This is a genomic window from Variovorax sp. F042, from assembly GCF_057814215.1.
Map to the genome: position 1 here is coordinate 41,016 of NZ_JBVASX010000009.1, position 23,310 is coordinate 64,325.

Here is a 23,310-nt window from a genome sequence, read left to right on the forward strand (position 1 = left end):
CGGCCATGCGGACCGAGCACATAACATGAAGGCGACATGACCTCATCCCCGGAACCCAGCTCCCCTGCCCGCGAGCGCCGTCAGCGCGTGCAATCCGCCGAAACCGGCATGGCCGTGCTCAAGGGGCTGGCGCACCTGGGCGGCCGCAGCAGCCTCACGGCGTTGTCGGCGCACGTCGCCGAGAGCCCGGCCAAGGTGCACCGCTACCTCGCCAGCCTGATGGAAGCGGGCCTCGTGCTGCAGGACACGGCCTCGCAGCACTACTACCTGGGCACCGAAGCGATCCAGATCGGGCTGGCCGCGATGCGGCAGGCCGACCCGATCCGCGCGGCCGAGCCCTGCCTGATCCGCCTGCGCGAGTCGCTGGAGGTGACGTGCTTCGTCGCGGTCATGGGCAACAAGGGCCCGACCATCGTGCGTTTCGAGGAGCCGGGCCTGCCGGTGACGGTGAACGTGCGCGCCGGCTCGGTGATGTCGATGCTGTGGTCGGCCACCGGCCGCGCCTTCCTGGGGCTGCTCGACGAATCGCGCGTGCTGGCGCTGGCCGAGCAGGAGCTGGGCGAAGCCACGCCGGAGATGCGGGCGCAGCTCGACGCGAAAGACCCGATCGGGCATCTGCGCCGCGAGGTGCGGCAGGCGCACTGCGCCAGCGTGAAAGACACCTACCTGCGTGGCATCAGCGCCGTGGCGGCGCCGGTGTACGACTATGCGGGCCGGGTGTGCGCCGTGATCACCGCACTGGGCGCCACGGGGGGCTTCGATCCGGCCATCGACGGGCCCATTGCCACGGCGGTGCGGCAGGAGGCCCGGGCCGCCAGCGCCCTGCTGGGCGCCGCAGCCTGAAGCTTCAGAGCCGAATCAATCGGCCCAGACCACCGTGCCGGTCCACGCCGTGGCCAGCACCAGGATGCCAAAGGCAATGCGGTACCAGGCGAACGGAATGAAGTTGTGGGTGCTGATGAACTTCAGCAGCCAGCGCACGCACAGCCAGGCACTGATGAACGAGAACACCAGCCCCACGGCGAACAGCGGGATGTCGGCCATCGACAGCGCCGCGCGCTCCTTGTAGATGCTGTAGAGCCCTGCGCCGATCAGCGTAGGAATAGCGAGGAAGAACGAGAAATCGGTCGCCGCCTGGCGCGACAGGCCCAGCAGCATGCCGCCGATGATGGTCGAGCCGCTGCGGCTCGTGCCCGGGATCATCGCGAAGCATTGCACCAGGCCGACCTTCAGCGCATCCCACGGCGTCAGGTCGTCCACGTGCTCGACGCGCACCGAGCCCGGCGGCCGCTTCTCTGCCCACAAGATGATGAAGCCGCCGATGATGAAGGTGCTTGCCACCACGGTCGGAATGAACAGGTGCTCCTTGATGACCTTGCCGAACAGCAGGCCCAGCACCACCGCGGGAAGAAAGCCGATGAAGATGTTCAGCGCCAGTCGCTGTGCCTTCGGTTGCCGCGGCAATGCGACGACGGTCGATTTGATCTTCTGCCAATAGACCAGGATCACCGCGAAGATCGCGCCGGTCTGGATGGCGATCTCGAAAACCTTGCCCCGGTTGTCGCCGAAGCCGCCGAGCAGCGAGCCCGCAAGAATCAGATGGCCGGTCGATGAGATCGGAAGGAATTCGGTCAGCCCCTCGACGATGCCCATGACGGCGGCCTTGGCCAGCAAAACAATATCCACGCGTACTCCTTTTAAGAGCAGCCATTATCACGATGGGTCGGTCAGGAGGAATTCAGGATCCCCAGTTCCGGTGATGTTCAGATGCAGTGCGTTAACACAAAGTAGTGCATTACCGGGCATGTGTGATGTCCGAAGGAGCTTGCGCCAAATGCGAACGCCAATGCCCGCCAACGGGCACGAAGAACATAACTCGACCGTCGACGACCACGGCGAAGACCGTCGCAAGAATGCACAGGACCTCGAGCGCGAGCAGTGCGCCTCGATGCGGCGCGTTACCGAGGCCACCGGCGCGTCGGCCCACGAACTGCAGCAGCTGATGCAGCGGCTGCTCGACATCGACCGCTCGGGCTCGAGCGCCGGCATCGTCGCGCAGGGCCACATCGCGGCCGACCGCATGCAGTCGGGCATGCAGGCACTCGACCTCGGCGACGGCCACCTGGCCGAACAGCACGGCGATGCCGCGCAGAGCATCGATTTCTGGCTGCTCGAGCCGCTCGACCCGGCGCACGACAAGAAGTGGTACGCCCGCTGGAAGTTCTGGAGCTTCATCCTCGGCGCGTCCGGTTCCGAAGCCGCACTCACCCTGCAGGGCCTGGCGCTGCGCCCCACCGAGCCCGGCGACACGCACGCGGACCTGGTGGCCAAGGCGCGCAAGGTGCTGGAGGCCTGGCGCCGCACTTCGGAGCCGCTCTTCTGGGCGGCCGTGGAATGCTACGTGCGGCAACAGTCGTTCTCGCTCGAAACACAGGCCTACCTGATGCACTGCATCGCCGCCATGTTCGCGGGCGACCCGATGAAGCTGTCGAACGCGCAGAGCGAACAGCTCGCGGGCGTTCTCACCGACACCTATTGCGACGCGCTGGGCACCTCGGCGAGCATGCCCTCGGCGGACATCTACCGGCGCCTATCGCAGGGGCTGGAGGCGACTGATCGCGAAACCGGCCTTACCCGCAACCTGGGGCGCAGCGACGCGGCCCAGATCGCGATCACGGCGCTGTTCTCGGTCATCGAAGGCTCGCGTTCACGCTACTGAGCCGTGCACCGGCGCAGCGCGCGCACCGCGCTGTCGACCGTGGTCAGCACCGGCAGGCCGCTGGCGGCCTCGCAGGCAGCGCGTGCCCTGGCCATGCTGAACTGCGCCAGTGCAATGCGCGTGCAGCCGCGCTCTCGCAGCGCCACAGCCTGCGCGGCGATCAAGGCATCGTGTCGCTGCACATCGCCGGCATTCAGGGCGTCGAGTGCACCCTCGGCCAGCGCGGTTTCGAGTGCTGTGCCTTGCGGAAACTCCGGCGGCATCGAGGCCAGCGTGGGCGCAAAGGTCGCGATCAACCCGAGCCGCCCCTGCCCTTGCGCCGTCTCGTCGATCATGGCCTCGTTGGGCTTGAGCACCGGAATGCCGGCGTGCCGCCGCGCCACCGCCTCGATGCACGGCCCGAAGGCCGAGCAGGTGAAGAGAATGCCCTGCGCGCCCGTATCGACCGCGTACTGCGCCAGGCGCTGGAAGCGCTCGTGCATCGCGGCGTCGAGCCCCTTGCCGTTGCGCGCCAGGTCGGCCGAGAGGCTGTCGTCGAGCAGGTTCATGCGCACGGCCTCGGGCCAGTCGCGCGCGAAGGCTTCATTGATGGGCGCGACGGAGTGCGAGAGCGCGTGGATCAGGGCAATGCGGGTCATGGAATTCAGAGGCTCTTCAAAAGCTCAGATGCCCTTCGAAGAAGGATTGGCGAACGCTTCCTTCGTCTCGGCATTCAGCGGGTAGTTGATGTTGATGCCCTTCGGCGGAATCGGCGACATGAACCACTTGGCATAGAGCTTTTCCATCTCGCCCGACTTCATCATGCCCGACACCACGCGGTCGACCAGCGCCTTGAAGGCCGGGTCGTCCTTGCGGAACATCAGCGACTGGTTCTCGGTGCGCAGGCTCTCGCCGGTGATGATGAAGTCCTTCGGGTTGCGCGCATTCGCGATCTGCCCGGCCAGCAGGATGTCGTCGAGCACGAAGGCCTGGGCGCGGCCGCTTTCCACCAGCAGGAACGAGTCGCTGTGATCCTTGCCCGCGAGGTTGTTCACTTCGAGGCTGCGGCCGCGGTCGGCCTCGCGCAGCAGGCGGAACGAGGTGGTGCCGCTGGTGGTGGCCACCGTCTTGCCCTGCAGGTCGGCAATGCTCTTGATGCCCGAATCGGCCTTCACCAGCATGCGCACGTTGTAGCGAAAGATGTCGGGCGAGAACGCCACCTGCTTCTGCCGCTCGACCAGGTTGGTGGTGGAGCCGCATTCGATGTCGACCGTGCCGTTCTGCACCAGCGGAATGCGATTGGCAGAGGTGACGGCCTGGTACTTGATCTCGATGGCCGGCATCTTCAGCTCGCTCTTCACCGCCTCGACGATGCGGTTGCAGATCTCGATGCTGTAGCCCACGGGCTTGAGGTTGCCGTCGAGGTACGAAAAGCCGAAGGACGACTCCCGGTAGCCGAAGGTGATGGCGCCGCTGGCCTTGATCTTGGCGAGCGTGTCGCTCTCCTGGGCCTGCGCGGCCGTGAGCGGCATGAAGGCCGCAAAAATCACCGCGAGCGCGGCACCAAAGGGAAACGGCAGACGAAGCTTGGGCATGGAACGCTCCTCGGAACGATGGTTGAAGAAAAAGCGGATGGGAAAGTGGTAGCGCTCAGCGCGCGGCGGCGCGTGTGACCGCATCGATGGAGGCCGCGAGCCGCGCGGCGATCTCCTGCAGGTCTTGCCGCGTGGCGATGAAGGGCGGCGCGAGCAGCACGTGGTCGCCCAGCCGGCCATCGACCGTGCCGCCGAAGGGGTAGCACAGCAGGCCGCGCGCCATGGCGTCCTTCTTGACGGTGGCGTTGACCTTCAGCGCCGGATCGAAGGGCGTCTTGCTCGCGCGGTCGGCCACCAGCTCGATACCCCAGAAGAAGCCGCGGCCGCGGATGTCACCCACGTGCGGGTGCGCGCCCAGCGCCTCGGCCAGCATCGCGCCGAAGGCAACGCCGTCTTCGCGCACCTTGGCGACCAGCCCGTCGCGCCGGATCACCCGCTGCACTGCGAGCGCAGCAGCGCAGGCCATCGGGTGGCCGAGGTAGGTGTGGCCGTGCTGGAAGAAGCCACTGCCGCTGGACATGGCCTCGACGATGCGGCGCTGCGCCAGCACAGCGCCTACCGGCTGGTAGCCGCCGCCCAGGCCCTTGGCGACGGTCATGAGATCGGGCACCACGCCCTCTTGCTCGCAAGCGTGCAGCGAGCCGGTGCGGCCCATGCCGCACATCACCTCGTCGAGGATCAGCAGCACGCCGTATTTGTCGCACACCGCGCGCACCGCCTTGAAGTAACCCGGCACCGGCGTGAGCACGCCGGCCGTGGCGCCGCCAACGGTCTCTGCCACGAAGGCGATCACGCGATCGGCGCCCTGCGCGAGGATGGCCGCTTCGAGCTCTGCCGCCAGGCGCAGGCCGTACTGCCCGGCGCTTTCGTCATCGCGTTGCTCGCGGTACGGGTAGCAAGGCGACACGTGCGTGGCCGGCACGAGGATGGGTGCGAAGGGCTCGCGACGCCATGCGTTGCCGCCCACGGCCAGCGCGCCCAGCGTGTTGCCGTGGTAGCTCTGGCGGCGCGCAATGAAGTGCGTGCGCTGCGGCTGGCCGATTTCGACGAAGTATTGGCGCGCCATCTTCAGCGCCGACTCCACCGCTTCCGAGCCACCGCTCACTAGGTAGACGTGGCTCATGCCCTCGGGAGCGGAGCTGATCATTTCGTCGGCCAGTTGCTCGGCCACTTCGCTCGTGAAGAAGCTGGTGTGCGCATAGGCGAGCTTGTCGATCTGCGCGTGCATGGCGGCCAGCACCTCGGGGTGCGCATGGCCGAGCGACGACACCGCCGCACCGCCAGAGGCGTCGAGGTATTCGCGGCCTTCGGCGTCGCGGATGAACATGCCGTGGGAGCCGGCGGCAACGGGCGGGGTCTGGCGAAGGTGGCGGTGGAAGACGTGCGTCATGGGAGCTGGCAACTGGATTCGAAGGTTGGAACTAACGTTTCCGCTGGATTATTGTTTGAAACATTTGTTCCGTCAACTGCCGCCATTCGACCCCTCCGGTACATTTGTTCCAACGACAGCCGAAGAGAGACACCGCCATGGGCGCCCGAGAGCAGATCCGCCAGCGTTTCAACGAACTGAGCCCCGCCCTGCAGCAGGTGGCGCGCTACGTGCTCGACCATCCGAACGAGGTGGTCACGGGCTCGATGCGCAACGTCGGCACGCGCTCGCAGAGCACGCCCGCCACCCTCGTGCGTTTCGCGCAGCATCTGGGCTTCGAAGGCTGGCCGCAGCTCAAGGAAGCCTTCGCCGCCGACATGGGCCTGGGCTCCGCCGAAACCTACGGCGGTCGCGCCAAGCAGCTCGTCGGCCGCGCCAAGGACCAGACGCTGACCGGCGAAATGTTCGAGGTGCAGCGCCGCAATCTCGAAGCCACGCACCAGCAGAGCGAGCAGGCGCTGCAAAAGGCCTGCGCGCTGATCGAGAAGGCCCCGGCAGTGCACGCCGCGGGATTCAGGGCGTGCTTTCCGATCGCCTTTTCATTCGTCTACGTGTACCGGCTCTTCCGCGCCAGCGTGCACCTTGTCGACGGCCAGGGCGGCTCGCTGGAAATGCAGCAACGAGCCTTCGCCAAGGGCGACGCGCTGGTGGTGGCGAGCTTCGTGCCCTACTCGCGCGAGGCGCTGCAGGTGGCGCAGGCGGCCAAGGCGGCGGGTTGCCGCATCGTCGCCATTACCGACAGCGTGACCTCGCCGCTGTCGCTGCTGGCGGACGAGACGCTGCTCTTCACGATCAATAGCCCCTCGTTCTTTCCGTCGGTGGCGGCCGGGGTGGCGGTGACGGAAGCGCTGGTCGAGTTGCTGGCCAGTCGCGCGGGCAAGCCGGTGATCCGGCGCATCGACCAGGCGGAGGCGCAGCTGTTCGAATCGGGGGCCTACCTCACGCCGCCGGCGGCGCGCGGCGGCTAGGGCCAGGAGCTCAGATCAGCGCCCGGGTGCGGCCGGCGGCCTGCTGGCTCAGGTGAAGCACCAGCAGGTCGCGGTTGGCGATGATGTGGTCGCGCATGGCGGTTTCGGCGCCGGAGGCTTCCTGCCGGCCCAGCGCTTCGACGATGCGGCAGTGCTCTTCCAGCGCCTGCAGAGCCTGCTCGTGGCGGTACAGCTGCATGGACGCATCGCGGTTGTGCGGACGCAGCTTGCTGTCGAAGATGATCGGCAACTGGCTGGCTCGCTGCACCGCCTCGGTCAGCCAGCGGTTGTCCGCCAGTGTCAGCAGCTTGCGGTGAAAGGCCTGGTTCAGGTCCTGCCAGCACTCGGCCCGGACGTCAGTCCATTCGCCCCTGCCGTGCAGCACTTCGTACTGCTCGTCGAGCATGGCCGTCAGTTGCGCCAGGGCTCCGCCTTCGAGACCGCGCTCGCTGATCAGGCGGCAGCACATGCCCTCCAGCGTGGCACGCACGCTGAAGGCGTCGAACACGTCCTTGGCGTTGAAGCGGCGCACCTGGAAGCCCTTGTTGGGCAGATACAACAGCAGCCCCTCGTCGGCCAGCCGCGCCATGGCGCCGCGCACAGGAGTGCGCGACACGCCAAGCTCGTTGGCGAGCGAGATCTCCATCAAATGGGAGCCAGGGGCAATCACACCATCGAAGATGCGATTGCGCAGCGTGTCGGCCACGGACAACGCTCGTGTCCGAGAGGGGTCTGGGGGGGTCATCGAAAGTCGGGAACTAGGGGGCGCCGGAAGCGGGTCGCGCGGATGGTACGGCCGCGTACAAAAGCTTCATATCCCCGATTTCCGTAAAAATTTTATTCCGGGACTTTTTCGATGATTACTTCAAATTTATTAACTTTTGTAAACTTCTCTTCAGCTGTACGCGTTAACCCGCCCCCGGTAGCCCTTCCGGACAGCCTGCCTATCTGGCAATGATCCAGTCGGCGATCTGCGGAACAACCTCGCGATCGAGCCCGTTGAAGCCGTGATACGCCATGGCCTCGCACGGGTCGCCCCTGTTCTCCCCGCCCTTGAAGCTCAGCAGCGCCTTCCTCGGCGAGTTCTCGAGCTTTCCCATGAGGACGGGCACGTTGGCAAACGCGCAGAGCGCGCAACCATCCTGCTCGTGATGGACGACGAGAACGGGAACCCGGATCTTTTCCAGCGGCATTGCCGGAACGGGCCGTCCCCGGTCGTCGGTGAGGATGGTCGAGCTCAGCACGATGCCGTCCGGCCCTTCAGGGCCCGCGAGCTCGGTCGCGACGTATGCCGCGGACTGCGTACCCCGGCTGGTGCCCACAAGCCACACAGGCACCCTGGATTGCTCTCGCATCCACGCAATGACCGCCTTGAGGTCGGCCGCATGCTCCGGCTTCTGGCGAAAACCGCTGAGGTAGGGTGGACTCAGTCGGTCGGACGGAGCATCGACGACGGCGACCATGAGCCCTTGGTCCGCAAACAGCTGCCGCGTGCGAACGAGAAAATTCCCGGCGCCCCAGTTGAACGAGCCATTGGGAAAGATCTGCAGCCCGCCGTGCCCGCCTGCGAGCAGGATCACGGCAGCCCTTGTCGCTGGCGGCGACAGCACGAGCATCCGCTGCGTTACGCCTGGCCGGGTGGGAATGTCGACCACCTTCTGCGTGGTCTGCGCCTGGGCTGGCAAAACCAGCGCAATCAGGAAGAGAAAGCCCGCGATCCAGTACCTGGCAATGTTGCGCATCGACGATCTCCTGGGGGTACAGCTTTGAGTCCGTTTGCCGGCCGACCTGCATAATCGCGCCCTTTTTCCCTAGGGACGCCAGATGAATCTGGAAATCGCGCAATCCACGCCGACGGCGGCAAGCATTGCGAAGCTCGTTCAGGTGCACTACGGCCTGGGCGAAGTGGTCGAGAGCGAGTTCCTGCGGCGCAGCTTCAATCAAGTCTATCGGCTGAGCTTTGCCAGCGGGCGACGTGCCGTGGCGCGGCTCTGCGCCGAGCGGCCCCGAGGCGGCCCCAACATGCTGTTCGAATCAGCCGCGCTGCAGCATTGGGCGCAGGCCGGATGCCCCGTATCCCGTTGCCTGCCCACCGCGGACGGTGAAGTCGCCATCCACGTGTCGCTACCAGAGGGCTCCCGGGCGCTGATGCTGTTCGAGTATCTGGACGGAGAGTTCACCGGCGATTCGGCCGATGACATCGGAGCCTTTGCGCACGGACTGGCCGCCTTGCACATCGCTGGCGAAAGCTACCAGGGGCCGGCCAGCAGCTATCACCTGGACCTGGACTACCTGCTGCTGCGCCCCCTGCAAGGCCTGCTGCACGCTCCGACCATGACCGCCGAGTTGCGCCCGCAATTCGAGAGGCTGGGCCAGCGGCTGCACAGCGACGTCCTGGCATTGGGCGAGCTCAGCCGCGTGCTGTGCCACGGCGACGCGCACGGCAGCAACAACTTCATCGTGCGCGGTGCGCAGGAGCAGCACGAGGCGGTGTTCTTCGACTTCGACGAGGCAGGCCCCGGCTACCTGGCCTATGAACTGGCGGTCTATCCGTGGAGCCTGCATCCGCGCACGCCCGATGGCGTACTGAGCGACAAGGCAACGGGGCAGTGGCGGAACTTCATATCCGCCTATCGCGAGGCCCGGCCTGTCGCCGATGCCGACCTCGCCGCCGTCGCACGCTTCATGGCGGTGCGGCAGATCTGGCTGCTGGGAGAGTGCGCAGGACGGGTTCCTGTCTGGGGCTCCCAGACCATACCGACCGACTATCTCCGCCGGCAGGTGACCATGCTGCGCAAGTGGGAAACATTGGAGTTGCCACTCTAGTAGGGCCCGGAACCCTCCCCTGCCAGCGCAAGTCAAACCGCTTGTCGCGGCGCCTTGTCGCGACAGGAGGTAATGACCATGAAGCAAGTGAAGCATTGGCAAGACCCCGTCAACGCCGTCGCCGGCGCCTGGCTGATCGTCTCGCCCTGGGTCCTGGGCTTTTCGGACTTGACGCCCGCCATGTGGACGATGGTGGCGACCGGCATCGTGCTCGGCGCGGTGGCGCTCGGTGCGACCTTCGTGCCCCGACAGTGGGAAGAATGGACCGAGGTCGCGCTGGCGGCCTGGCTCGCGATATCGCCCTGGGTGGTCGGCTTCCGTGGCGTCGAGACGGCGATGGTCAATGCGGTGCTCGTCGCCGCGGTGATCCTCGTGCTGGCGCTCTGGGTGCTGGTGACCGACAAGGACTATCTGGGCAACATCAGCGACCGTCCGGCGCATTGACCTGAGCGCCGGGCCTGAGGATGGGCCCAGTGCCCGTCCTTCATATCGATCAGCCGCTTACTGCGTGCGCGAAGCGGCGGGTTGCGGTGCTGCCGCGTCCGCTTTGGCGTTGTTGCCATCGCCCATCCACCCAGCCTGCCAGCCCCCGCCCATCGCCTGGATCAGCGCGATGGCCGTGGTCTGGCGACTGACCTGCAGCTGCACAAGCGTGCGCCGCGCGCTCAGCGCGGCGGCCTGTGCGGTGACCACGTCGGTGTAGCTCACCTGCGCGGCGCGATAGCGGTTCAGCAACTGCTGCTCGGTCTTGTCGGCCGCAGCCGAGGCCTCGCGGCGGAAGCCCTCCTGCTCGGCGAGCGTCGCGCTCGCGGTGAGCTGGTCTTCCACGGCCTGGAAAGCCGTGAGCACGGTCTGCCGATAGCGCGCCACGCTCGACTCGTAGGAGGCCTTGGCCGAATCGACGTTGGCCGCGATGGCGCCCGCATCGAACACCACCTGCGCCACCGAGAAGCCCAGCGACCACAGCGAGTTGGCCGAGCTGAACAGGTCCTTCACGCGGCTGGCGCTGCTGCCGACCGAGGCCGTGAGGCCGATGTTCGGAAAGTAGGCTGCGCGCGCAATGCCGATCTGCGAATTGGCCGCCGCCACGCTGCGCTCGGCGGCCGCGATGTCGGGTCGGCGCTGCAGCAGCGTCGAGGGCACGCCGAGCGGCACGCCGGGCACCACGGGCGTCCATTGCGCGGCCGGCAGGCTGAAGTCGGCCGGCGCCACGCCCAGCAACGCGGCAATCGCGTGCTCGTAGGTGGCGCGCGTGCGCTGCAGGCCCACGCGCTCGGCCTTGGCGTTGACAAGCTGCGTCTGCGCCTGCAGCACATCGGTCTGCGCGGCAATGCCGGCCTGATAGCGGTTGCTCGTGATCTCGAAGGCGCGCTGGTAGCCCTGGATGGTTTCGTCGAGCAGCACGATCTCCGTGTCGGCCTCGCGCAGCGAAAAGTAGTTGGTGGCCAAGTCGCCGATGGCCGACAGGCGCGCCGCGGCCAAGTCGGCCTCGCTCGCCTGGGCATTGGCCTGGGCGCTGCTCACGGCTTCGCGCAAGCGGCCCCACACATCCGGCGTCCAGCTGGCGCCCAGCGTGGCCGAGAAGGCATTCGACGGACTCGACGTGCTGCTGCCGCCCACCGTGCCGGAGCGCTTGCCGCTGCCGTCCAGCGACACCGACGGGAACAGCGCCGCCCGCTCGCCGCGCACCAGCGCCTGGGCCTGCGAGTAGTTGGCCACCGCCGCGGCGATGTTCTGGTTCGACACCTGCACGCGGCCCGCCAGTTCGTCGAGCGTGGCATCGCCGAACAGCTTCCACCATTCGCCGCGGTCGAGCGCATCGGCCGGCGCGGCGGGCAGCCAGCCTTCGGCGGTCCTCTGCTCCTTCCAGTTGACGGAAGCTGCGGTGGTCGGCTGTTCGTAGCGCGGGCCGACGGAGCAGCCGGCGAGCACAGCAGCCAGAGCGAGTGCCGAGAGCGGGAAGCGGCTCGCGCGGAAGGAGGAAAAGGAAAGCAGTGCGTTCATGGCGGTGTTGTTCTCAAGCTGGCGCGACCCGGCTCAGTTCGTGTTCGTTCTTGCCGCGGCGGCGCAATTTGTCGAGCAGCAGATAGACGACCGGCGTCGTCAGCAGGGTCAGCAGCTGGCTGGCGATCAGCCCGCCGATGATGGCCACGCCCAGCGGCCGGCGCAGCTCGGCCCCCTCCCCGAAGCCGATGGCCAGCGGCAGCGCGCCCAGTGCGGCCGCCAGCGTGGTCATCAGGATCGGGCGGAAGCGCAGCAGGCAGGCCTCGCGCACCGCCTCCAGCGGCGAGAGCCCGCGCGAGCGCTCGGCCTCCAGCGCGAAGTCGATGATCAGAATGGCGTTCTTCTTCACGATGCCGATCAGCAGGAACACGCCGATCAGCGCAATGATCGAGAACTCCATGCGGAACATCAGCAGCGCCAGCACCGCGCCCACGCCAGCCGACGGCAGCGTCGACAGCACGGTGATCGGATGCACCAGGCTCTCGTACAGGATGCCCAGCACGATGTAGATCACGATCAGCGCGGCCAAGATCAAGATGGCCTGCTGGCCCTGCGACTGCTGCGCGCTGGCCGCAGTGCCGGCGAAGGCGCCGCGCACGTTGGTGGGCATCGCGATGTTGGCCTCGGCCTTGGCAATGGCCTCGCGCGCATCGCCGAGGTTCGCGCCTTCGGCGAGGTTGAACGAGATGGTGGTCGCCAGTTCGCCATCTTCATGGCTCACCGAGGTGGCGACCGATTGCTCTTCGAACTTCGCCACCGCCGACAGCGGCACGAGCGCAGTGGCCGTGTTGCTCAGCACGTTGCCGGTCGATGCGCTGCGCAGGCCCGCGTTGGCCGACACCGGCACGGAGGTGCTGCTGCTGGCCGTGCTCGAGGACGACGACGAACTTGAACTCGTCGACGTCGTGGTGCTCGCCGCCACCTGCGTGGTCACGGTCTGGCCCGCCACCACCGTCGTCTTGGTGGCCGGCACGTACACGTCGCTCAAGGCATTGGGACTGCGCGAGTAGCGCGGCGCCCACTCCATCACCACGTGGTACTGGTTCAGCTCGGTGTAGATGGTCGCCACCTGCCGCTGCCCGAAGGCGTTGTAGAGCGCGTTGTCGACGGCTGTGGAAGTAAGGCCCAGCCGGCGTGCGCTGTCGGGGTCGACCTTGGCCACCGTCTCCACGCCGTTCTCGTCCTGGTCGGTGTCGATGTCGGTCAGCACCGGCTGCATCTTCAGCTCGTCGGACAGCTTCAGGGCCCAGGTGCGCAGATCGGCAAGGGAATCGCTCTTGAGCGTGTACTGGTAGGTGGAATTGCTGGCGCGGCCGCCCGAGCGCACGTCCTGCACCGTTCCCAGGAACACGCGCAGGCCGGTCACCTCGTTGAGCTGTGGCCGCAGCCGCGCGATCACGGCCAGGCCGCTGTCCTTGCGCTGGTTGGCCGGCTTCAGGTTGACGAACATGAAGCCGCCCCCTGCCCGGCCCGCGCCGGTGAAGCCGACCACGGTGTCGACCGCCTCGTCCTTGCGGATGATGTCGACCACCTGCCGCAGCTTGGCGGCCAGCGCCTGCGACGAAATGCTCTGGTCCGCGCGCAGGCCGCCGTTGAGCTGCCCGCTGTCCTGCTGCGGGAAGAAGCCCTTGGGTGCGGCGCTGAAGAGATACACATTGAGCCCGACCACCGCCACCAGGATCAGCATGACCAGCGCCTTGCTGTCGAGCGCCCAGTCGAGGCTGGTCTCGTAGCGCTTGAGCACCCAGTCGTAACTGCTTGCAGCCATGCGACCGAAGCGGCCCTGCGGCTTGCTCTTGTCGTGCTCGCCACCGGGCTTGAGCAGCCACGCGCACATCATGGGCGTGGTGGTCAGCGAGATGACGAGCGAGATCATCACCGCCGCCGACAGCGTTACCGCGAACTCGCGGAACAGCCGGCCGACCTGCCCGCCCATGAACAGCAGCGGAATGAACACCGCCACCAGCGACACGCTGATCGACAGCACGGTGAAGCCCACTTCCTTCGCGCCCAGCAGCGCCGCCTTCATGCGCGTCATGCCCGACTCGATGTGCCGGCTGGTGTTTTCGAGCACCACGATCGCGTCGTCCACCACGAAGCCGGTGGCCACCGTGAGCGCCATCAGGCTCAGGTTGTTCAGGCTGAAGCCCAGCAGGTACATGACCCCGAAAGTGCCCAGCAGCGCCGCCACCGTGGCCACTGCAGGCACGATGGTCGCGCGCACACTGCGCAGGAACAGGCTGACCACCAGCACCACCAGGATGACCGAGATGACCAGCGTGAGCTCGACCTCGCGCAGCGAGCCGCGGATGGAGTTGGTGCTGTCCGACGCCACCTGCAGCGTGACGTCGGGCGGCAGCTGAGCCTGCAGCTCGGGCAGCAGCGCGCGCACGCTGTCGACGGTCTCGATGATGTTGGCCGAGGGCTGCCGCGTGATCAGCACGATGATCGCGGGCTCGCCGTTGAACAGGCCGAGCGTGCGCGTGTCTTCCACGCCGTCGACCACCTCGGCCACGTCCTGCAGCCGCACGGCCGCGCCGTTGCGCCAGGCGATGACCATCGGTGCGTAGTCGCTGGCGCGCAGGGCCGGTGTCTGCGTGTAGATCTGCAGCTTGCGGCCCTCGCCCTGGACCATGCCCTTGGGGCGGTTGGCGTTGGAGGCCTGGATGGCGGCGCGCACGTCTTCGGTGCTGATGCCGTAGCGGCTGAGCGCGAACGGCAGCAGTTCGATGCGCACGGCCGGGAGCGAGCCACCGCCGATTTCGACGTCGCCCACGCCATCTACCTGGGACAGGCGCTGGCTGACGATGTTCGAGACTGCGTCGTAGATCTGGCCCGGGGTCTTGGTCTTGGACGTGAGGGCCAGGATAATGACCGGCGAGGCGGCGGGGTTGGCCTTGCGGTAGGTCGGGTTGCTTCTCAGTGTGGCGGGCAGATCGACGCGGCTGGCGTTGATGGCGGCCTGCACTTCTCTGGCGGCGCCGTCGATGTTGCGGCTCAGGTCGAATTGCAGGGTGACTCGGGCGGAGCCTACCGAGCTGGTGGACGTCATTTCGTTGACGCCTGCGATGGTGCCCAGGTGGCGCTCCAGCGGGGTTGCTACGCTGGTTGCCATCGTTTCAGGGCTCGCGCCCGGGATCGATGCGCGTACTGAGATTACTGGGTAGTCGACCTGGGGGAGTGGCGAAACTGGCAGCACAAAGAATGCTGCAATGCCTGCCAGTGCTACACCGATGGTTAGCAGGACTGTGCCTATAGGGCGGCGGACGAAAGGCAATGAGAGATTCATCGCGGCTCTCCTTGCGGAGGGCGGAGGCCGGGTCTCGCCCCGGCGGGCGAGCTACTTTCTTTTGCTTCGCCAAAAGAAAGTAAGCAAAGAAAAGGCGACCCTGCTGTCTGCGTCCCTACGCTTCGCTTCGGGCAACCTGCGGTGCTCGACTCCGGAGGGGGTCCGCAGAACTCGCTGCACTTCGTTCCGCTCAGACAGCTGCGGCCCTGATCCCTCCTGCGTCTGCGCTCCTCGGCGCAGCCAGAAGGGATTTCGAACAGGCCATCGCTGCGCTCGGCCTCTGAGCTTCCAACAGCCAATACCAGGCCGAGCGAAGCAAAGGCCCGTGCGCTTTCCCCTCCCCTCTGGCTGCGCCGAGGAGCGCAGCGTTTCGCGGATAAGGGCTCGCCCTTGTCTGAGCGAAGCGAGTTTGGGCGAGACCCCGCGAAACGCGAGCACCGTAGGTTGCCCCTTCGCAAAGCGAAGGGGTCGCAGACAGTGGGGTCGCCTTTCTTTTGCCTACTTTTCTTTGGCGAAGCAAAGAAAAGTAGGTCGCCCGCCGGGGCGAGTCCCGGCCCCGGAACGCAATCAAGACAGCAGGAAGCAAACCGGCTCAAACCGCTTCCTCCTCAACCGCAGCCCGCCGGGAGCTCCCCCCACCCAACCGATCAAACGCAAGGTAGATAACAGGCGTAGTGAACAGGGTAAGCAGTTGGCTGACGATCAACCCCCCAAAAATCGCCAACCCCAACGGACGCCGCAATTCAGCACCTTCGCCGAAGCTCAGCATCAGGGGAACGGCCGCAAACAAGGCAGCCAGCGTAGTCATCAAGATAGGCCGAAACCGCAACAAAGCAGCCTGATGAATAGCCTCCCGAGGAGACTTCCCCTGAGTCCGCTCAGCATCGATAGCAAAGTCGATCATCATGATCGCGTTCTTCTTCACGATGCCGATCAGCAGAATGATCCCGATGATCCCGATCACCCCAAGGTCATTGCCGGTGATCATCAAGGCAAGCAAGGCCCCGACCCCGGCCGAAGGCAGCGTAGACAAGATAGTCAGCGGATGCACGTAGCTCTCGTACAGCACCCCCAGCACGATGTACACGCAAACCACCGCCGCCAGAATCAGCCACAACTGGTTAGACAGCGACTTCTCGTACGCCCCTGAAGCCCCCAGGAAGGTCATCGTCACGCTGCTGGGCAGCCCGATCTCCTTCGCAGCCGCCCTGATCGCATCGACCGAAGACCCAAGCGAAACCCCGGGCGCCGTATCGAAGTTCAGCGTGCTCGCCGGGTACTGCGCCACATGCGTGATCTGCAGCGGCGCCTGCTGCTCGGTGATGTCCGCAATCGCGGACAGCGGCGTCGCGGTGCCGGAGCCGGCGATCAGGCTCAGCTGCCCCAGCGTCTGCGGCGTATTCACCATGCCGGGACGCGCTTCGAGAATCACCCGGTACTGGTTTGTCTCGGTGAAGATCGTCGACACGATGCGCTGGCCGAAGGCGCTGTAGAGCGCGTCGTCCACCGTGCTCGCCGTGATCGACAGCCGCGCCGCGGTGTCGCGGTTCACGTTGACGAATGCAGCCAGACCTTGCGCGCCGGCATCGCTGCTCACGTTGCGCACCTTGTCCGATGTCTGCAGCTTCGCCACGAGCTTCTTCATCCACTCGGTGATCGCGGCGCTGTCCACGCCCTCCAGCGACACGCGGTACTCGGTCGGGCCGGTCTCGGCGTCGATGGTCAGGTCTTGCGTGGGCTGCAGGTACAGCGTGACGCCGGCCACCTGCCGCACGCGCTCGCGCAGCCTGTCCATCACGTCCTGCTGGTTGCCGCGGCTCTTCGTCAGGTTGATGAGCATGCTGCCGGTGTGCAGCATGGTGTTGTTGGCCGCGTCCACGCCGACGAAGGAGCTGAGGTTCTCGACCTCGGGGTCATCGAGAATGGCCTGCGCCGCCTGCAGTTGCAGCTGCGACATGCGGTCGAAGGACACGTCCTGCGCGGCCTGCACGCGGGCCTGCAGCTGGCCGGTGTCCTGCGTGGGGAACAGGCCCTTCGGGATCGTGAGATACAGCACCACCGTCAGCACCATGGTCAGCAGCGCGACCAGCAGCGTGAGCGGCTGGTGCTCGATCACCCAGTGCAGCGAGCGGTCGTAACGCTCCATCACGCCGCTGAAGAAACGCTGCGCGCGCGCGCCGAAGCCATGGCCGGCCGGGTCTTTCTTTTCTTCGTGCTTGAGCCAGCGCGCCGACATCATCGGCACCAGCGTGAGCGACACCACGGCCGAGATCAGGATGGTGATGGCCAGCGTCACCGCGAACTCACGGAACAGGCGGCCCACCACGTCACCCATGAAGAGCAGCGGAATCAGCACCGCGATGAGCGACACGGTCAGCGAGATGATGGTGAAGCCGATCTGCGTCGCGCCCTTGAACGCGGCCTGCAGCGGTTTTTCGCCCTCTTCGATGTAGCGCGCGATGTTTTCGATCATCACGATCGCGTCGTCCACCACGAAGCCGGTGGCAATGGTCAGCGCCATCAGGCTCAGGTTGTTCAGGCTGTAGCCCAGCAGGTACATCAGCCCGAAGGTGCCGATGAGCGAGATGGGCACCGCAATGCTTGCGATGACGGTGGCGCGCAGGCTCCCCAGGAAGGCGAAGATCACCAGCACCACCAGCACCACGGCCAGCACCAGTTCCATCTCGACGTGCTGGACCGACGCGCGGATGCCGGCCGTGCGATCGCTGAGCACCTCGATCTTCAGCCCTGCGGGCAAGCCGGTCTGCAGCTCGGGCAGCTGCTTCTTGATGGCATCGACGGTGGCGATCACGTTGGCGCCCGGCTGGCGCTGCACGTTCATGATGATCGCGGGCGACAGCTTGTTGGTGCCGTCGGCCTTGTTGCCGGCCCAGGCGCTCAGCTGGTTGTTCTCGGCGCTGTTGACCACCTGCGCCACGTCGACCATGCGGATCGGCGCGCCGTTCTTGTACGTGACGATGAGGTTCTTGTAGTCGTCGACCGTGAGCAGCTGGTCGTTCGAGTTGATGGTGTAGGCGCGCTTGGGACCGTCGAAGCTGCCCTTGGCGCCGTTGGAGTTGGCTGCCGAGATGGCCGTGCGCAGCGTGTCGAGCCCGATGCCGTTGGCTGCCAGCGCCTGCGTGTTGGCCTGGATGCGCACCGCCGGGCGCTGCCCGCCGCTGAGCGAGACCAGCCCCACGCCCGAGACCTGGCTGATCTTCTGCGCGAGCCGGGTGTTGACGAGGTTCTGCACCTCGGTGAGCGGCAGAGTGTCGGACGTGATCGAAAGCGTGAGCACCGGCGCGTCGGCCGGGTTGACCTTGGCGTACACGGGCGGCGCCGGCAGGTCGGCCGGCAGCAGCGAGCCGCCGGCGTTGATGGCGGCCTGCACTTCCTGCTCGGCCACGTCGAGCGTCTGGCCCAGCGAGAACTGCAGCGTGATGATCGACACGCCCGCGGCGCTGGTCGAGCTCATGCGGTCGAGCCCCGACATCTGGCCGAACTGGCGTTCCAGCGGCGCGGTGACGGTGTTGCTCATGACCTCGGGGCTGCCCCCGGGGTAGAGCGTCTGCACCTGGATGGTCGGGTAGTCGACCTGCGGCAATGCCGACAGCGGCAGGAAGCGGAACGCCACCAGGCCGGCCAGCACGATGGCGACCATCAGCAGCGAAGTCGCCACCGGCCGCAGGATGAACGGACGTGACGGGTTCACCGGACGGCCTCCGCGCTACGGCTGCAGCTGCGACCGCTCATGGGCGACGCCCGCCCTGGCCACCTTCGCCACCGCCTTCGGACATGCGCTGCCAGCGCTCCAGTGCCGCCGGGTCGCCACGGTCCAGTGCTTCAAGAAAGCGCTTGCGGCGCTCCAGTTGCTGCGGGTCGTCCTTGGCGGCGTCGAGCATGCGCTGGCGCTGCTCGGCGGTCGGGAGCTTGGCGGGTGTTGCGGGTTCCGCTGCGGGAGCGGCAGCAGCCGGGCCCGATGCACCTGACGCACCTGATGCGCCGCCCTTCGGTGCCGCCGCGCCGCCTTGACGGTGTTGTCCACGGCGCGAACCGCTCGCGGGCGCCGACGCCGCACCGGCCGGGCGTTCGACCTGGGTCTGTACGCGCGCGCCGTCCTTCAGCCGGTCGCCGCCTTCGGTCACGACCTGCTCGCCGGCCTTCAGGCCCGACATGATCGCCACGTTGTCCACACTCGATTCGCCGCGTGTCACCGGGCGCTGCGACACCGTGTTGTCTTCGTTCAGCACATACACGTAGTCGCCATTGGGGCCGTGGCGCAGCGCCGTGACCGGCACCACCACCGCGCTGGCCACGGTGCGCAGCAGCAGCCGCAGGTTGACGAACTGGTTCGGGAACAGCGCGCTGTCGGCATTGGCGAAGCGGGCCTTGGCCTTGACGGTGCCGGTGGCGGTGTCGACCAGGTTGTCGAGCGTGGAGAAGGCGCCGTTCGCAAGTTGGCGCGTGCGCGTGCGGTCGAAGGCGGTGGCGTCGAGCTTGGCGCCCTGGGCGAGGCGCTCCTGCACTTCGGGCACGCGGTCTTGCGGAATGGCGAATTCGACGTCGATGGGCGCGATCTGCGTGATGGTCGCAATGCCGTTGGTGGTGCCGGTGGAGATGTAGTTGCCCCCGTCCACCGGCCGCAGGCCGATGCGCCCGCTCACCGGCGCGGTGATGCGGCTCCAGGCCAGGTTGAGCTTGGCCGTGTTCTCGTTGGCGCGGTCGATGGCCACTGTGCCTTCGAGCTGCTTGACCAGCGCAGCCTGCGTGTCGACGTCCTGCCGGGCGATGGAGTCCTGCCCCAGCAGGGTCTGGTAGCGCTGCAGCGTGACGCGCGCCGCCGCCAGCTGCGCCTCGTCGCGCTGCCGCGCCCCGCTGGCCTGCCCCAGCGCGTTCTGGAACGGCTGCGGGTCGATGGTGGCGAGCACGTCGCCCTTCTTGACCATCTGCCCTTCCTGGAAGAGCACGGCCGTGAGCACGCCCGACACCTGCGGCTGCACGATCACGTTGGCCAGCGGCGTGACGGTGCCCAGCGCCTCGAGCTGCACCGGGATGTCGGCCTGCCTGGCCGTGGCAACGCCGACCGTGCTGGAGGCCCCGCCGCCGCCGCGCCCACCCGGGCCGCCCGGCCCACCACCCTGCCGGCCAGCGCCAGGAGCGCCACCGGGGCCGGCCGCGGGCGTCTTCGACCGCTGGATCAGATACCAGGCGCCCGCGCCCAGCGCCACGAGCAGCAGCAGGGTCAGCAGCCCGCCCACCCACCGGCGTCTGCGCACCGTCGGATGTGTTGGCGAGACGGTGGAAGGCAGAGGCTCGGGTGGTTTTTCTTGTTCCATGGGCGGTGCGTGCGAAAGATGCAGGGGGTGCGGACCGGGGTAGTACAGCGCGGAATGGTAGTCCCGCTCTTTGCTGCGCCGTAAAGCGACGGTAAAGCTGTCCGCACGGCATCCGCAATTCACGCCGCCCGGCTGCAATTCGCGCCGCATGCATGCATTCCGTCGCAAGCCGGTGGCTGGGGCGGGCGGGGGCCGGCACAGTCCACTCCATCGATTCCCTTCCGCCCTTCTTCTTCAAGATTTCTTCCACTTCCAACGGAGCGCCACCATGCTGATGCAAATCATCCTTCACACGCCCAAGTGGGTGTTTGCCGTGTTCTTCCTGCTGCTGTGGCTCGGTGCCAAGCAGCTGCTCACCAACGAAGTGAGCCTGAGCCGCGTCACGCTGATGCCGGTGGCCATGGGCGCGCTGTCGATCTACGGCGTGGTCTCCGTCTTCGGCGATTCCTTCGGCGCCCTGCTCGGCTGGGCCGCTGCCGCGGTAGTGATGCTGGCGCTGGTGCTGCAACGCCCGCTGCCCGACACCACCCGCTACGACGCAACAGAGCGCCGCTTCCACGTGGCCGGCAGCCCCGTGCCGCTGATGCTCATGATGGGCATCTTCCTGACCAAGTACGTGGTGGGCGTGGCCCTGGCCATGCACCCCGAGGTGCGCCAGCAAGCCGCCTTCGGCCTCGTGATCCCGGTGCTGTACGGCGCCTTCAGCGGTGTCTTCGCGGCCCGTGCGGTGCGCCTGTGGAAGCTGGCCATCCGCACTGACGCTATGTCGGCCACGGCCCGCGCGGCCTAAGATTCCCTCGGCCACGACTTTCACCCAGGACCCGCCACCATGAACGCGCTCTTGCTGATCCTCAAGATCTCCGTCACGGTGGTGCTCGTCGCCTCCATTGCCGAGGCGCTCGTGCTGTCCTGGCGCAACGGCTGGCGCAGCTACGACTGGAAGGCGGCCGGCGTCTCGGTGGTCGACTTTCTTGTGCGCGAGTACCCGTTGCGCTGGCTGCTGCCGCTGGCCTTCTGGACCGGCGCGATGAACTGGTTCTATGACCACCGCCTCTTCACCCTGCCGATGGACCACTGGAGCGGCTGGGCCGCCTGCTTCATCGGCCAGGAGTTCTGCTATTACTGGTACCACCGCGCGGCGCACCGGGTGCGCTGGTTCTGGTGCACCCACTCCATCCACCATTCGCCGAACCAGCTGAACCTGTCGGCCGCCTACCGCTTCGGCTGGACCGGCCGCCTCACCGGCACGCTGGCCTTCTTCATGCTGGCGCCGCTGCTGGGCATGCCGCCGCGGGTAATCCTGCTGATGCTCACGCTGAACCTGCTGTACCAGTTCTGGATTCACGCAACCTGGATCCCGCGCCTCGGGCCGCTCGAATGGGTGCTGAACACGCCCTCGGCCCACCGCGTGCACCACGCCTCGAACCTGGAATACCTGGACGGCAACTACGGCGGCGTGCTCATCGTGTTCGACCGCCTGTTCGGCACCTACATTCCGGAGCGCGCCGACCTTCCCTGCCGCTACGGGCTGGTGAACCCGATTACTTCGCACAACCTCTTCGAGATCGAGTTCAGCCAGTGGCGCGCGCTGTTGCGCGACCTGGCCTCGGCCCGCTCGGTGCGCGCCTTCGTCGGCTACCTCGTGAAGCCGCCGGGCTGGAAGCCCGACGGGCCCGGCGACACCACCGAGGAGCTGCGGCAGCGCGCGGCCTTGCAGGCGGCACCGCCGCCACAGTCGCCGCAGCCCGCCTCTTCCGATTTCATTCCTGTCCAATACAAGGAGCTGTCATGACTTCTCTTGCATCGAACTCTTCCCGCTCCGACGTCGAGCGCCTCGCACGCCGCCGCGCCGGCGCCAAGATGGGCTGGTACATCCACGCCTTCGTCTACGTGGTGGTCAACCTGGGCCTCGTCACGATCTCGGCCGCAAACGGCCGCACCTGGGCGATGTACCCGCTCATGGGCTGGGGGCTGGGCCTGCTGATCCACGGCGCCGTCGTCTGGTTCGTGGCGCCCGGCGGCGGCTTCTACGACAGGCTGGTGGAGCGCGAACGCCGCGCGCTGGACGCCGGGGACCGCGGGTGAGCCTGGACCAGGCTGCCACCAACCAAAGGTTCAGGGCTGAAAACCTGAAGTCCATGCTGCGGCATGGCCTGATCACCGCTGTCTTCTGCTGCCTCATTGCCACCGTGATGACCATCACCGGCGGCGGCAACTGGGCCGGCCACCTGGTCTATTCGCTGTCGATCGGCACCGTGAGCTGGCTGTTCATCGACGGCGGCCGGCTCCTGATCAGCGGGCACCGCGAAAACCTCTGGCCCGGATGGCCGGGGGGCTTTCTCCTGATCGCAGCGGGCGCGGCCGTCGGCTTCTTTGTCGGCAACCTCATCGGCGACGCCTTGTTCGGCGCACCCGCATTCGACTTTCTCGAATTCAAGGGCCACAAGCTGGCCACCGGCGTCACGATCACCATCATCGCGACGGTCGGCATGTGCTTCTTCTTCTACAGCCTCGGCAAGAGCAAGCACATGCAGAGCCAGATCGACCTGGCGCAGCGCAACGCCACCGAGGCCCGGCTCAAGCTGCTCGAAACGCAGCTGGAACCGCACATGCTCTTCAACACGCTGGCCAACCTGCGCGTGCTGATCACCGTCGACCCGCCGCGCGCCGTGGCCATGCTCGACCGGCTCAACAGCTACCTGCGCATGACGCTGAGCGGCTCGCGCGCGTTGTCGCATCCGCTGTCGGCCGAGTTCGAGCGGCTGGGCGACTACCTGGAACTGATGTCGGTGCGCATGGGCGAACGCCTGCACTACACGCTCGACCTGCCAGAAGACCTGCGCGATGCGCCCGTACCGCCGCTGCTGTTGCAGCCGCTGGTGGAAAACAGCATCCGCCACGGGCTGGAGCCGAAGGTGGAAGGCGGCGAGATCGTCGTACGCGCCCGCAGGGAAGCGGGCCAGCTGGTGATCGAGGTGAGCGACACCGGCGTGGGCCTTGATGCAGCGCCTCCTTCGGAAGGCAGCAGTTTCGGGCTGGAGCAGGTGCGCGACCGGCTGGCCACCATGTACGGCGACCGGGGGCACATGAAGCTGGCGCCCTCGCCCAGCGGCGGCACCAGCGCCACGCTGAGCTTCCCTACGCCTGCCTGAACACGACACAACA

At 66.9% G+C, this 23,310-nt stretch carries 19 protein-coding genes; 9 read left to right on the forward strand and 10 right to left on the reverse strand.

Features of this window, described 5'->3' with window-relative positions; genetic code table 11:
- The first annotated feature begins 36 nt into the window (after window positions 1–36).
- A complete protein-coding gene (locus tag ACZYSP_RS24200; protein ID WP_489017036.1) occupies window positions 37–843 on the forward strand; it encodes an IclR family transcriptional regulator in 807 nt (268 codons plus the stop codon).
- A 15-nt stretch (window positions 844–858) separates the two neighbouring features.
- On the opposite strand, the gene ACZYSP_RS24205 is transcribed toward ACZYSP_RS24200, so the two are convergent.
- Window positions 859–1,686, reverse strand: a complete 828-nt coding sequence (locus ACZYSP_RS24205; protein ID WP_093059047.1) for an undecaprenyl-diphosphate phosphatase — start codon at window positions 1,684–1,686, stop codon at window positions 859–861.
- A 148-nt stretch (window positions 1,687–1,834) separates the two neighbouring features.
- On the opposite strand from ACZYSP_RS24205, the gene ACZYSP_RS24210 reads away from it, so the two are divergent.
- Window positions 1,835–2,719, forward strand: a complete 885-nt coding sequence (locus ACZYSP_RS24210) for a hypothetical protein (protein WP_489017038.1) — start codon at window positions 1,835–1,837, stop codon at window positions 2,717–2,719.
- On the opposite strand, the gene ACZYSP_RS24215 is transcribed toward ACZYSP_RS24210, so the two are convergent.
- From ACZYSP_RS24215 to ACZYSP_RS24225, 3 genes are read right to left on the reverse strand one after another with little or no spacing between them, the layout of a single operon-like run.
- Window positions 2,713–3,357 (reverse strand): aspartate/glutamate racemase family protein, encoded by a 645-nt coding sequence (locus ACZYSP_RS24215; protein ID WP_489017040.1) that lies wholly within the window; start codon window positions 3,355–3,357, stop codon window positions 2,713–2,715. The genes ACZYSP_RS24210 and ACZYSP_RS24215 overlap by 7 nt on opposite strands.
- Before the next feature lie 24 nt (window positions 3,358–3,381).
- Window positions 3,382–4,293, reverse strand: a complete 912-nt coding sequence (locus ACZYSP_RS24220) for a transporter substrate-binding domain-containing protein (protein ID WP_093082453.1) — start codon at window positions 4,291–4,293, stop codon at window positions 3,382–3,384.
- Between the two features lie 55 nt (window positions 4,294–4,348).
- Entirely contained in the window at window positions 4,349–5,683 is a 1,335-nt protein-coding gene (locus tag ACZYSP_RS24225; RefSeq protein WP_489017043.1) for an aspartate aminotransferase family protein, read from the reverse strand.
- 137 nt (window positions 5,684–5,820) lie between these two features.
- Here ACZYSP_RS24225 and ACZYSP_RS24230 point away from each other — a divergent pair, with 137 nt between their 5' ends.
- Complete coding sequence (locus ACZYSP_RS24230; RefSeq protein WP_489017045.1) at window positions 5,821–6,690, forward strand: MurR/RpiR family transcriptional regulator; 870 nt, start codon at window positions 5,821–5,823, stop codon at window positions 6,688–6,690.
- 10 nt (window positions 6,691–6,700) lie between these two features.
- Here ACZYSP_RS24230 and ACZYSP_RS24235 read toward each other — a convergent pair whose 3' ends face one another.
- Together ACZYSP_RS24235 and ACZYSP_RS24240 are read right to left on the reverse strand one after the other, a co-directional pair.
- On the reverse strand, window positions 6,701–7,396 hold the full coding sequence (locus tag ACZYSP_RS24235) for a GntR family transcriptional regulator (RefSeq protein ID WP_177192905.1): 696 nt from the start codon (window positions 7,394–7,396) through the stop codon (window positions 6,701–6,703).
- A gap of 238 nt (window positions 7,397–7,634) precedes the next feature.
- The gene (locus ACZYSP_RS24240) at window positions 7,635–8,432 is read right to left on the reverse strand and encodes an alpha/beta hydrolase (protein ID WP_489017048.1); all 798 of its coding nucleotides are present in this window, start codon (window positions 8,430–8,432) and stop codon (window positions 7,635–7,637) included.
- Between the two features lie 82 nt (window positions 8,433–8,514).
- Between ACZYSP_RS24240 and ACZYSP_RS24245 the strand changes: the two genes are divergently transcribed.
- Window positions 8,515–9,516 (forward strand): phosphotransferase enzyme family protein, encoded by a 1,002-nt coding sequence (locus tag ACZYSP_RS24245; RefSeq protein WP_489017050.1) that lies wholly within the window; start codon window positions 8,515–8,517, stop codon window positions 9,514–9,516.
- 78 nt (window positions 9,517–9,594) lie between these two features.
- Complete coding sequence (locus ACZYSP_RS24250; RefSeq protein ID WP_093059100.1) at window positions 9,595–9,960, forward strand: SPW repeat protein; 366 nt, start codon at window positions 9,595–9,597, stop codon at window positions 9,958–9,960.
- A 57-nt stretch (window positions 9,961–10,017) separates the two neighbouring features.
- Here the strand turns inward: ACZYSP_RS24250 and ACZYSP_RS24255 are convergent, their stop codons facing one another.
- From ACZYSP_RS24255 to ACZYSP_RS24270, 4 genes are all read right to left on the reverse strand, one after another.
- The gene (locus ACZYSP_RS24255) at window positions 10,018–11,520 is read right to left on the reverse strand and encodes an efflux transporter outer membrane subunit (RefSeq protein ID WP_489017052.1); all 1,503 of its coding nucleotides are present in this window, start codon (window positions 11,518–11,520) and stop codon (window positions 10,018–10,020) included.
- Between the two features lie 13 nt (window positions 11,521–11,533).
- Window positions 11,534–14,809, reverse strand: coding sequence for an efflux RND transporter permease subunit (locus tag ACZYSP_RS24260; RefSeq protein WP_489017054.1), 3,276 nt, complete (start codon window positions 14,807–14,809; stop codon window positions 11,534–11,536).
- 592 nt (window positions 14,810–15,401) lie between these two features.
- On the reverse strand, window positions 15,402–18,521 hold the full coding sequence (locus ACZYSP_RS24265; protein WP_093078705.1) for an efflux RND transporter permease subunit: 3,120 nt from the start codon (window positions 18,519–18,521) through the stop codon (window positions 15,402–15,404).
- Window positions 18,522–18,558: 37 nt separating this feature from the next.
- On the reverse strand, window positions 18,559–20,145 hold the full coding sequence (locus tag ACZYSP_RS24270) for an efflux RND transporter periplasmic adaptor subunit (RefSeq protein WP_489017057.1): 1,587 nt from the start codon (window positions 20,143–20,145) through the stop codon (window positions 18,559–18,561).
- A 268-nt stretch (window positions 20,146–20,413) separates the two neighbouring features.
- On the opposite strand from ACZYSP_RS24270, the gene ACZYSP_RS24275 reads away from it, so the two are divergent.
- From ACZYSP_RS24275 to ACZYSP_RS24290, 4 genes are read left to right on the forward strand one after another with little or no spacing between them, the layout of a single operon-like run.
- Window positions 20,414–20,935, forward strand: coding sequence for a DUF6622 family protein (locus ACZYSP_RS24275; RefSeq protein ID WP_097199537.1), 522 nt, complete (start codon window positions 20,414–20,416; stop codon window positions 20,933–20,935).
- Window positions 20,936–20,974: 39 nt separating this feature from the next.
- Complete coding sequence (locus tag ACZYSP_RS24280) at window positions 20,975–21,937, forward strand: sterol desaturase family protein (protein ID WP_093177771.1); 963 nt, start codon at window positions 20,975–20,977, stop codon at window positions 21,935–21,937.
- A complete protein-coding gene (locus ACZYSP_RS24285; RefSeq protein WP_093059195.1) occupies window positions 21,934–22,230 on the forward strand; it encodes a 2TM domain-containing protein in 297 nt (98 codons plus the stop codon). The genes ACZYSP_RS24280 and ACZYSP_RS24285 overlap by 4 nt, the downstream gene beginning before the upstream one ends.
- A gap of 53 nt (window positions 22,231–22,283) precedes the next feature.
- Complete coding sequence (locus ACZYSP_RS24290) at window positions 22,284–23,297, forward strand: sensor histidine kinase (protein ID WP_489017060.1); 1,014 nt, start codon at window positions 22,284–22,286, stop codon at window positions 23,295–23,297.
- The last annotated feature ends 13 nt before the right edge of the window (window positions 23,298–23,310 follow it).

Excerpts from the sequence above, each read along its gene's own strand:
- ACZYSP_RS24200 (WP_489017036.1), top strand. The coding sequence starts at position 37 with ATGACCTCATCCCCGGAACCCAGCTCCCCTGCCCGCGAGCGCCGTCAG.
- ACZYSP_RS24210 (WP_489017038.1), top strand. The coding sequence starts at position 1,835 with ATGCGAACGCCAATGCCCGCCAACGGGCACGAAGAACATAACTCGACC.
- ACZYSP_RS24215 (WP_489017040.1), bottom strand. The coding sequence starts at position 3,357 with ATGACCCGCATTGCCCTGATCCACGCGCTCTCGCACTCCGTCGCGCCC.
- ACZYSP_RS24220 (WP_093082453.1), bottom strand. The coding sequence starts at position 4,293 with ATGCCCAAGCTTCGTCTGCCGTTTCCCTTTGGTGCCGCGCTCGCGGTG.
- ACZYSP_RS24225 (WP_489017043.1), bottom strand. The coding sequence starts at position 5,683 with ATGACGCACGTCTTCCACCGCCACCTTCGCCAGACCCCGCCCGTTGCC.
- ACZYSP_RS24230 (WP_489017045.1), top strand. The coding sequence starts at position 5,821 with ATGGGCGCCCGAGAGCAGATCCGCCAGCGTTTCAACGAACTGAGCCCC.
- ACZYSP_RS24240 (WP_489017048.1), bottom strand. The coding sequence starts at position 8,432 with ATGCGCAACATTGCCAGGTACTGGATCGCGGGCTTTCTCTTCCTGATT.
- ACZYSP_RS24245 (WP_489017050.1), top strand. The coding sequence starts at position 8,515 with ATGAATCTGGAAATCGCGCAATCCACGCCGACGGCGGCAAGCATTGCG.
- ACZYSP_RS24250 (WP_093059100.1), top strand. The coding sequence starts at position 9,595 with ATGAAGCAAGTGAAGCATTGGCAAGACCCCGTCAACGCCGTCGCCGGC.
- ACZYSP_RS24255 (WP_489017052.1), bottom strand. The coding sequence starts at position 11,520 with ATGAACGCACTGCTTTCCTTTTCCTCCTTCCGCGCGAGCCGCTTCCCG.
- ACZYSP_RS24260 (WP_489017054.1), bottom strand. The coding sequence starts at position 14,809 with ATGAATCTCTCATTGCCTTTCGTCCGCCGCCCTATAGGCACAGTCCTG.
- ACZYSP_RS24270 (WP_489017057.1), bottom strand. The coding sequence starts at position 20,145 with ATGGAACAAGAAAAACCACCCGAGCCTCTGCCTTCCACCGTCTCGCCA.
- ACZYSP_RS24275 (WP_097199537.1), top strand. The coding sequence starts at position 20,414 with ATGCTGATGCAAATCATCCTTCACACGCCCAAGTGGGTGTTTGCCGTG.
- ACZYSP_RS24280 (WP_093177771.1), top strand. The coding sequence starts at position 20,975 with ATGAACGCGCTCTTGCTGATCCTCAAGATCTCCGTCACGGTGGTGCTC.
- ACZYSP_RS24285 (WP_093059195.1), top strand. The coding sequence starts at position 21,934 with ATGACTTCTCTTGCATCGAACTCTTCCCGCTCCGACGTCGAGCGCCTC.
- ACZYSP_RS24290 (WP_489017060.1), top strand. The coding sequence starts at position 22,284 with ATGCTGCGGCATGGCCTGATCACCGCTGTCTTCTGCTGCCTCATTGCC.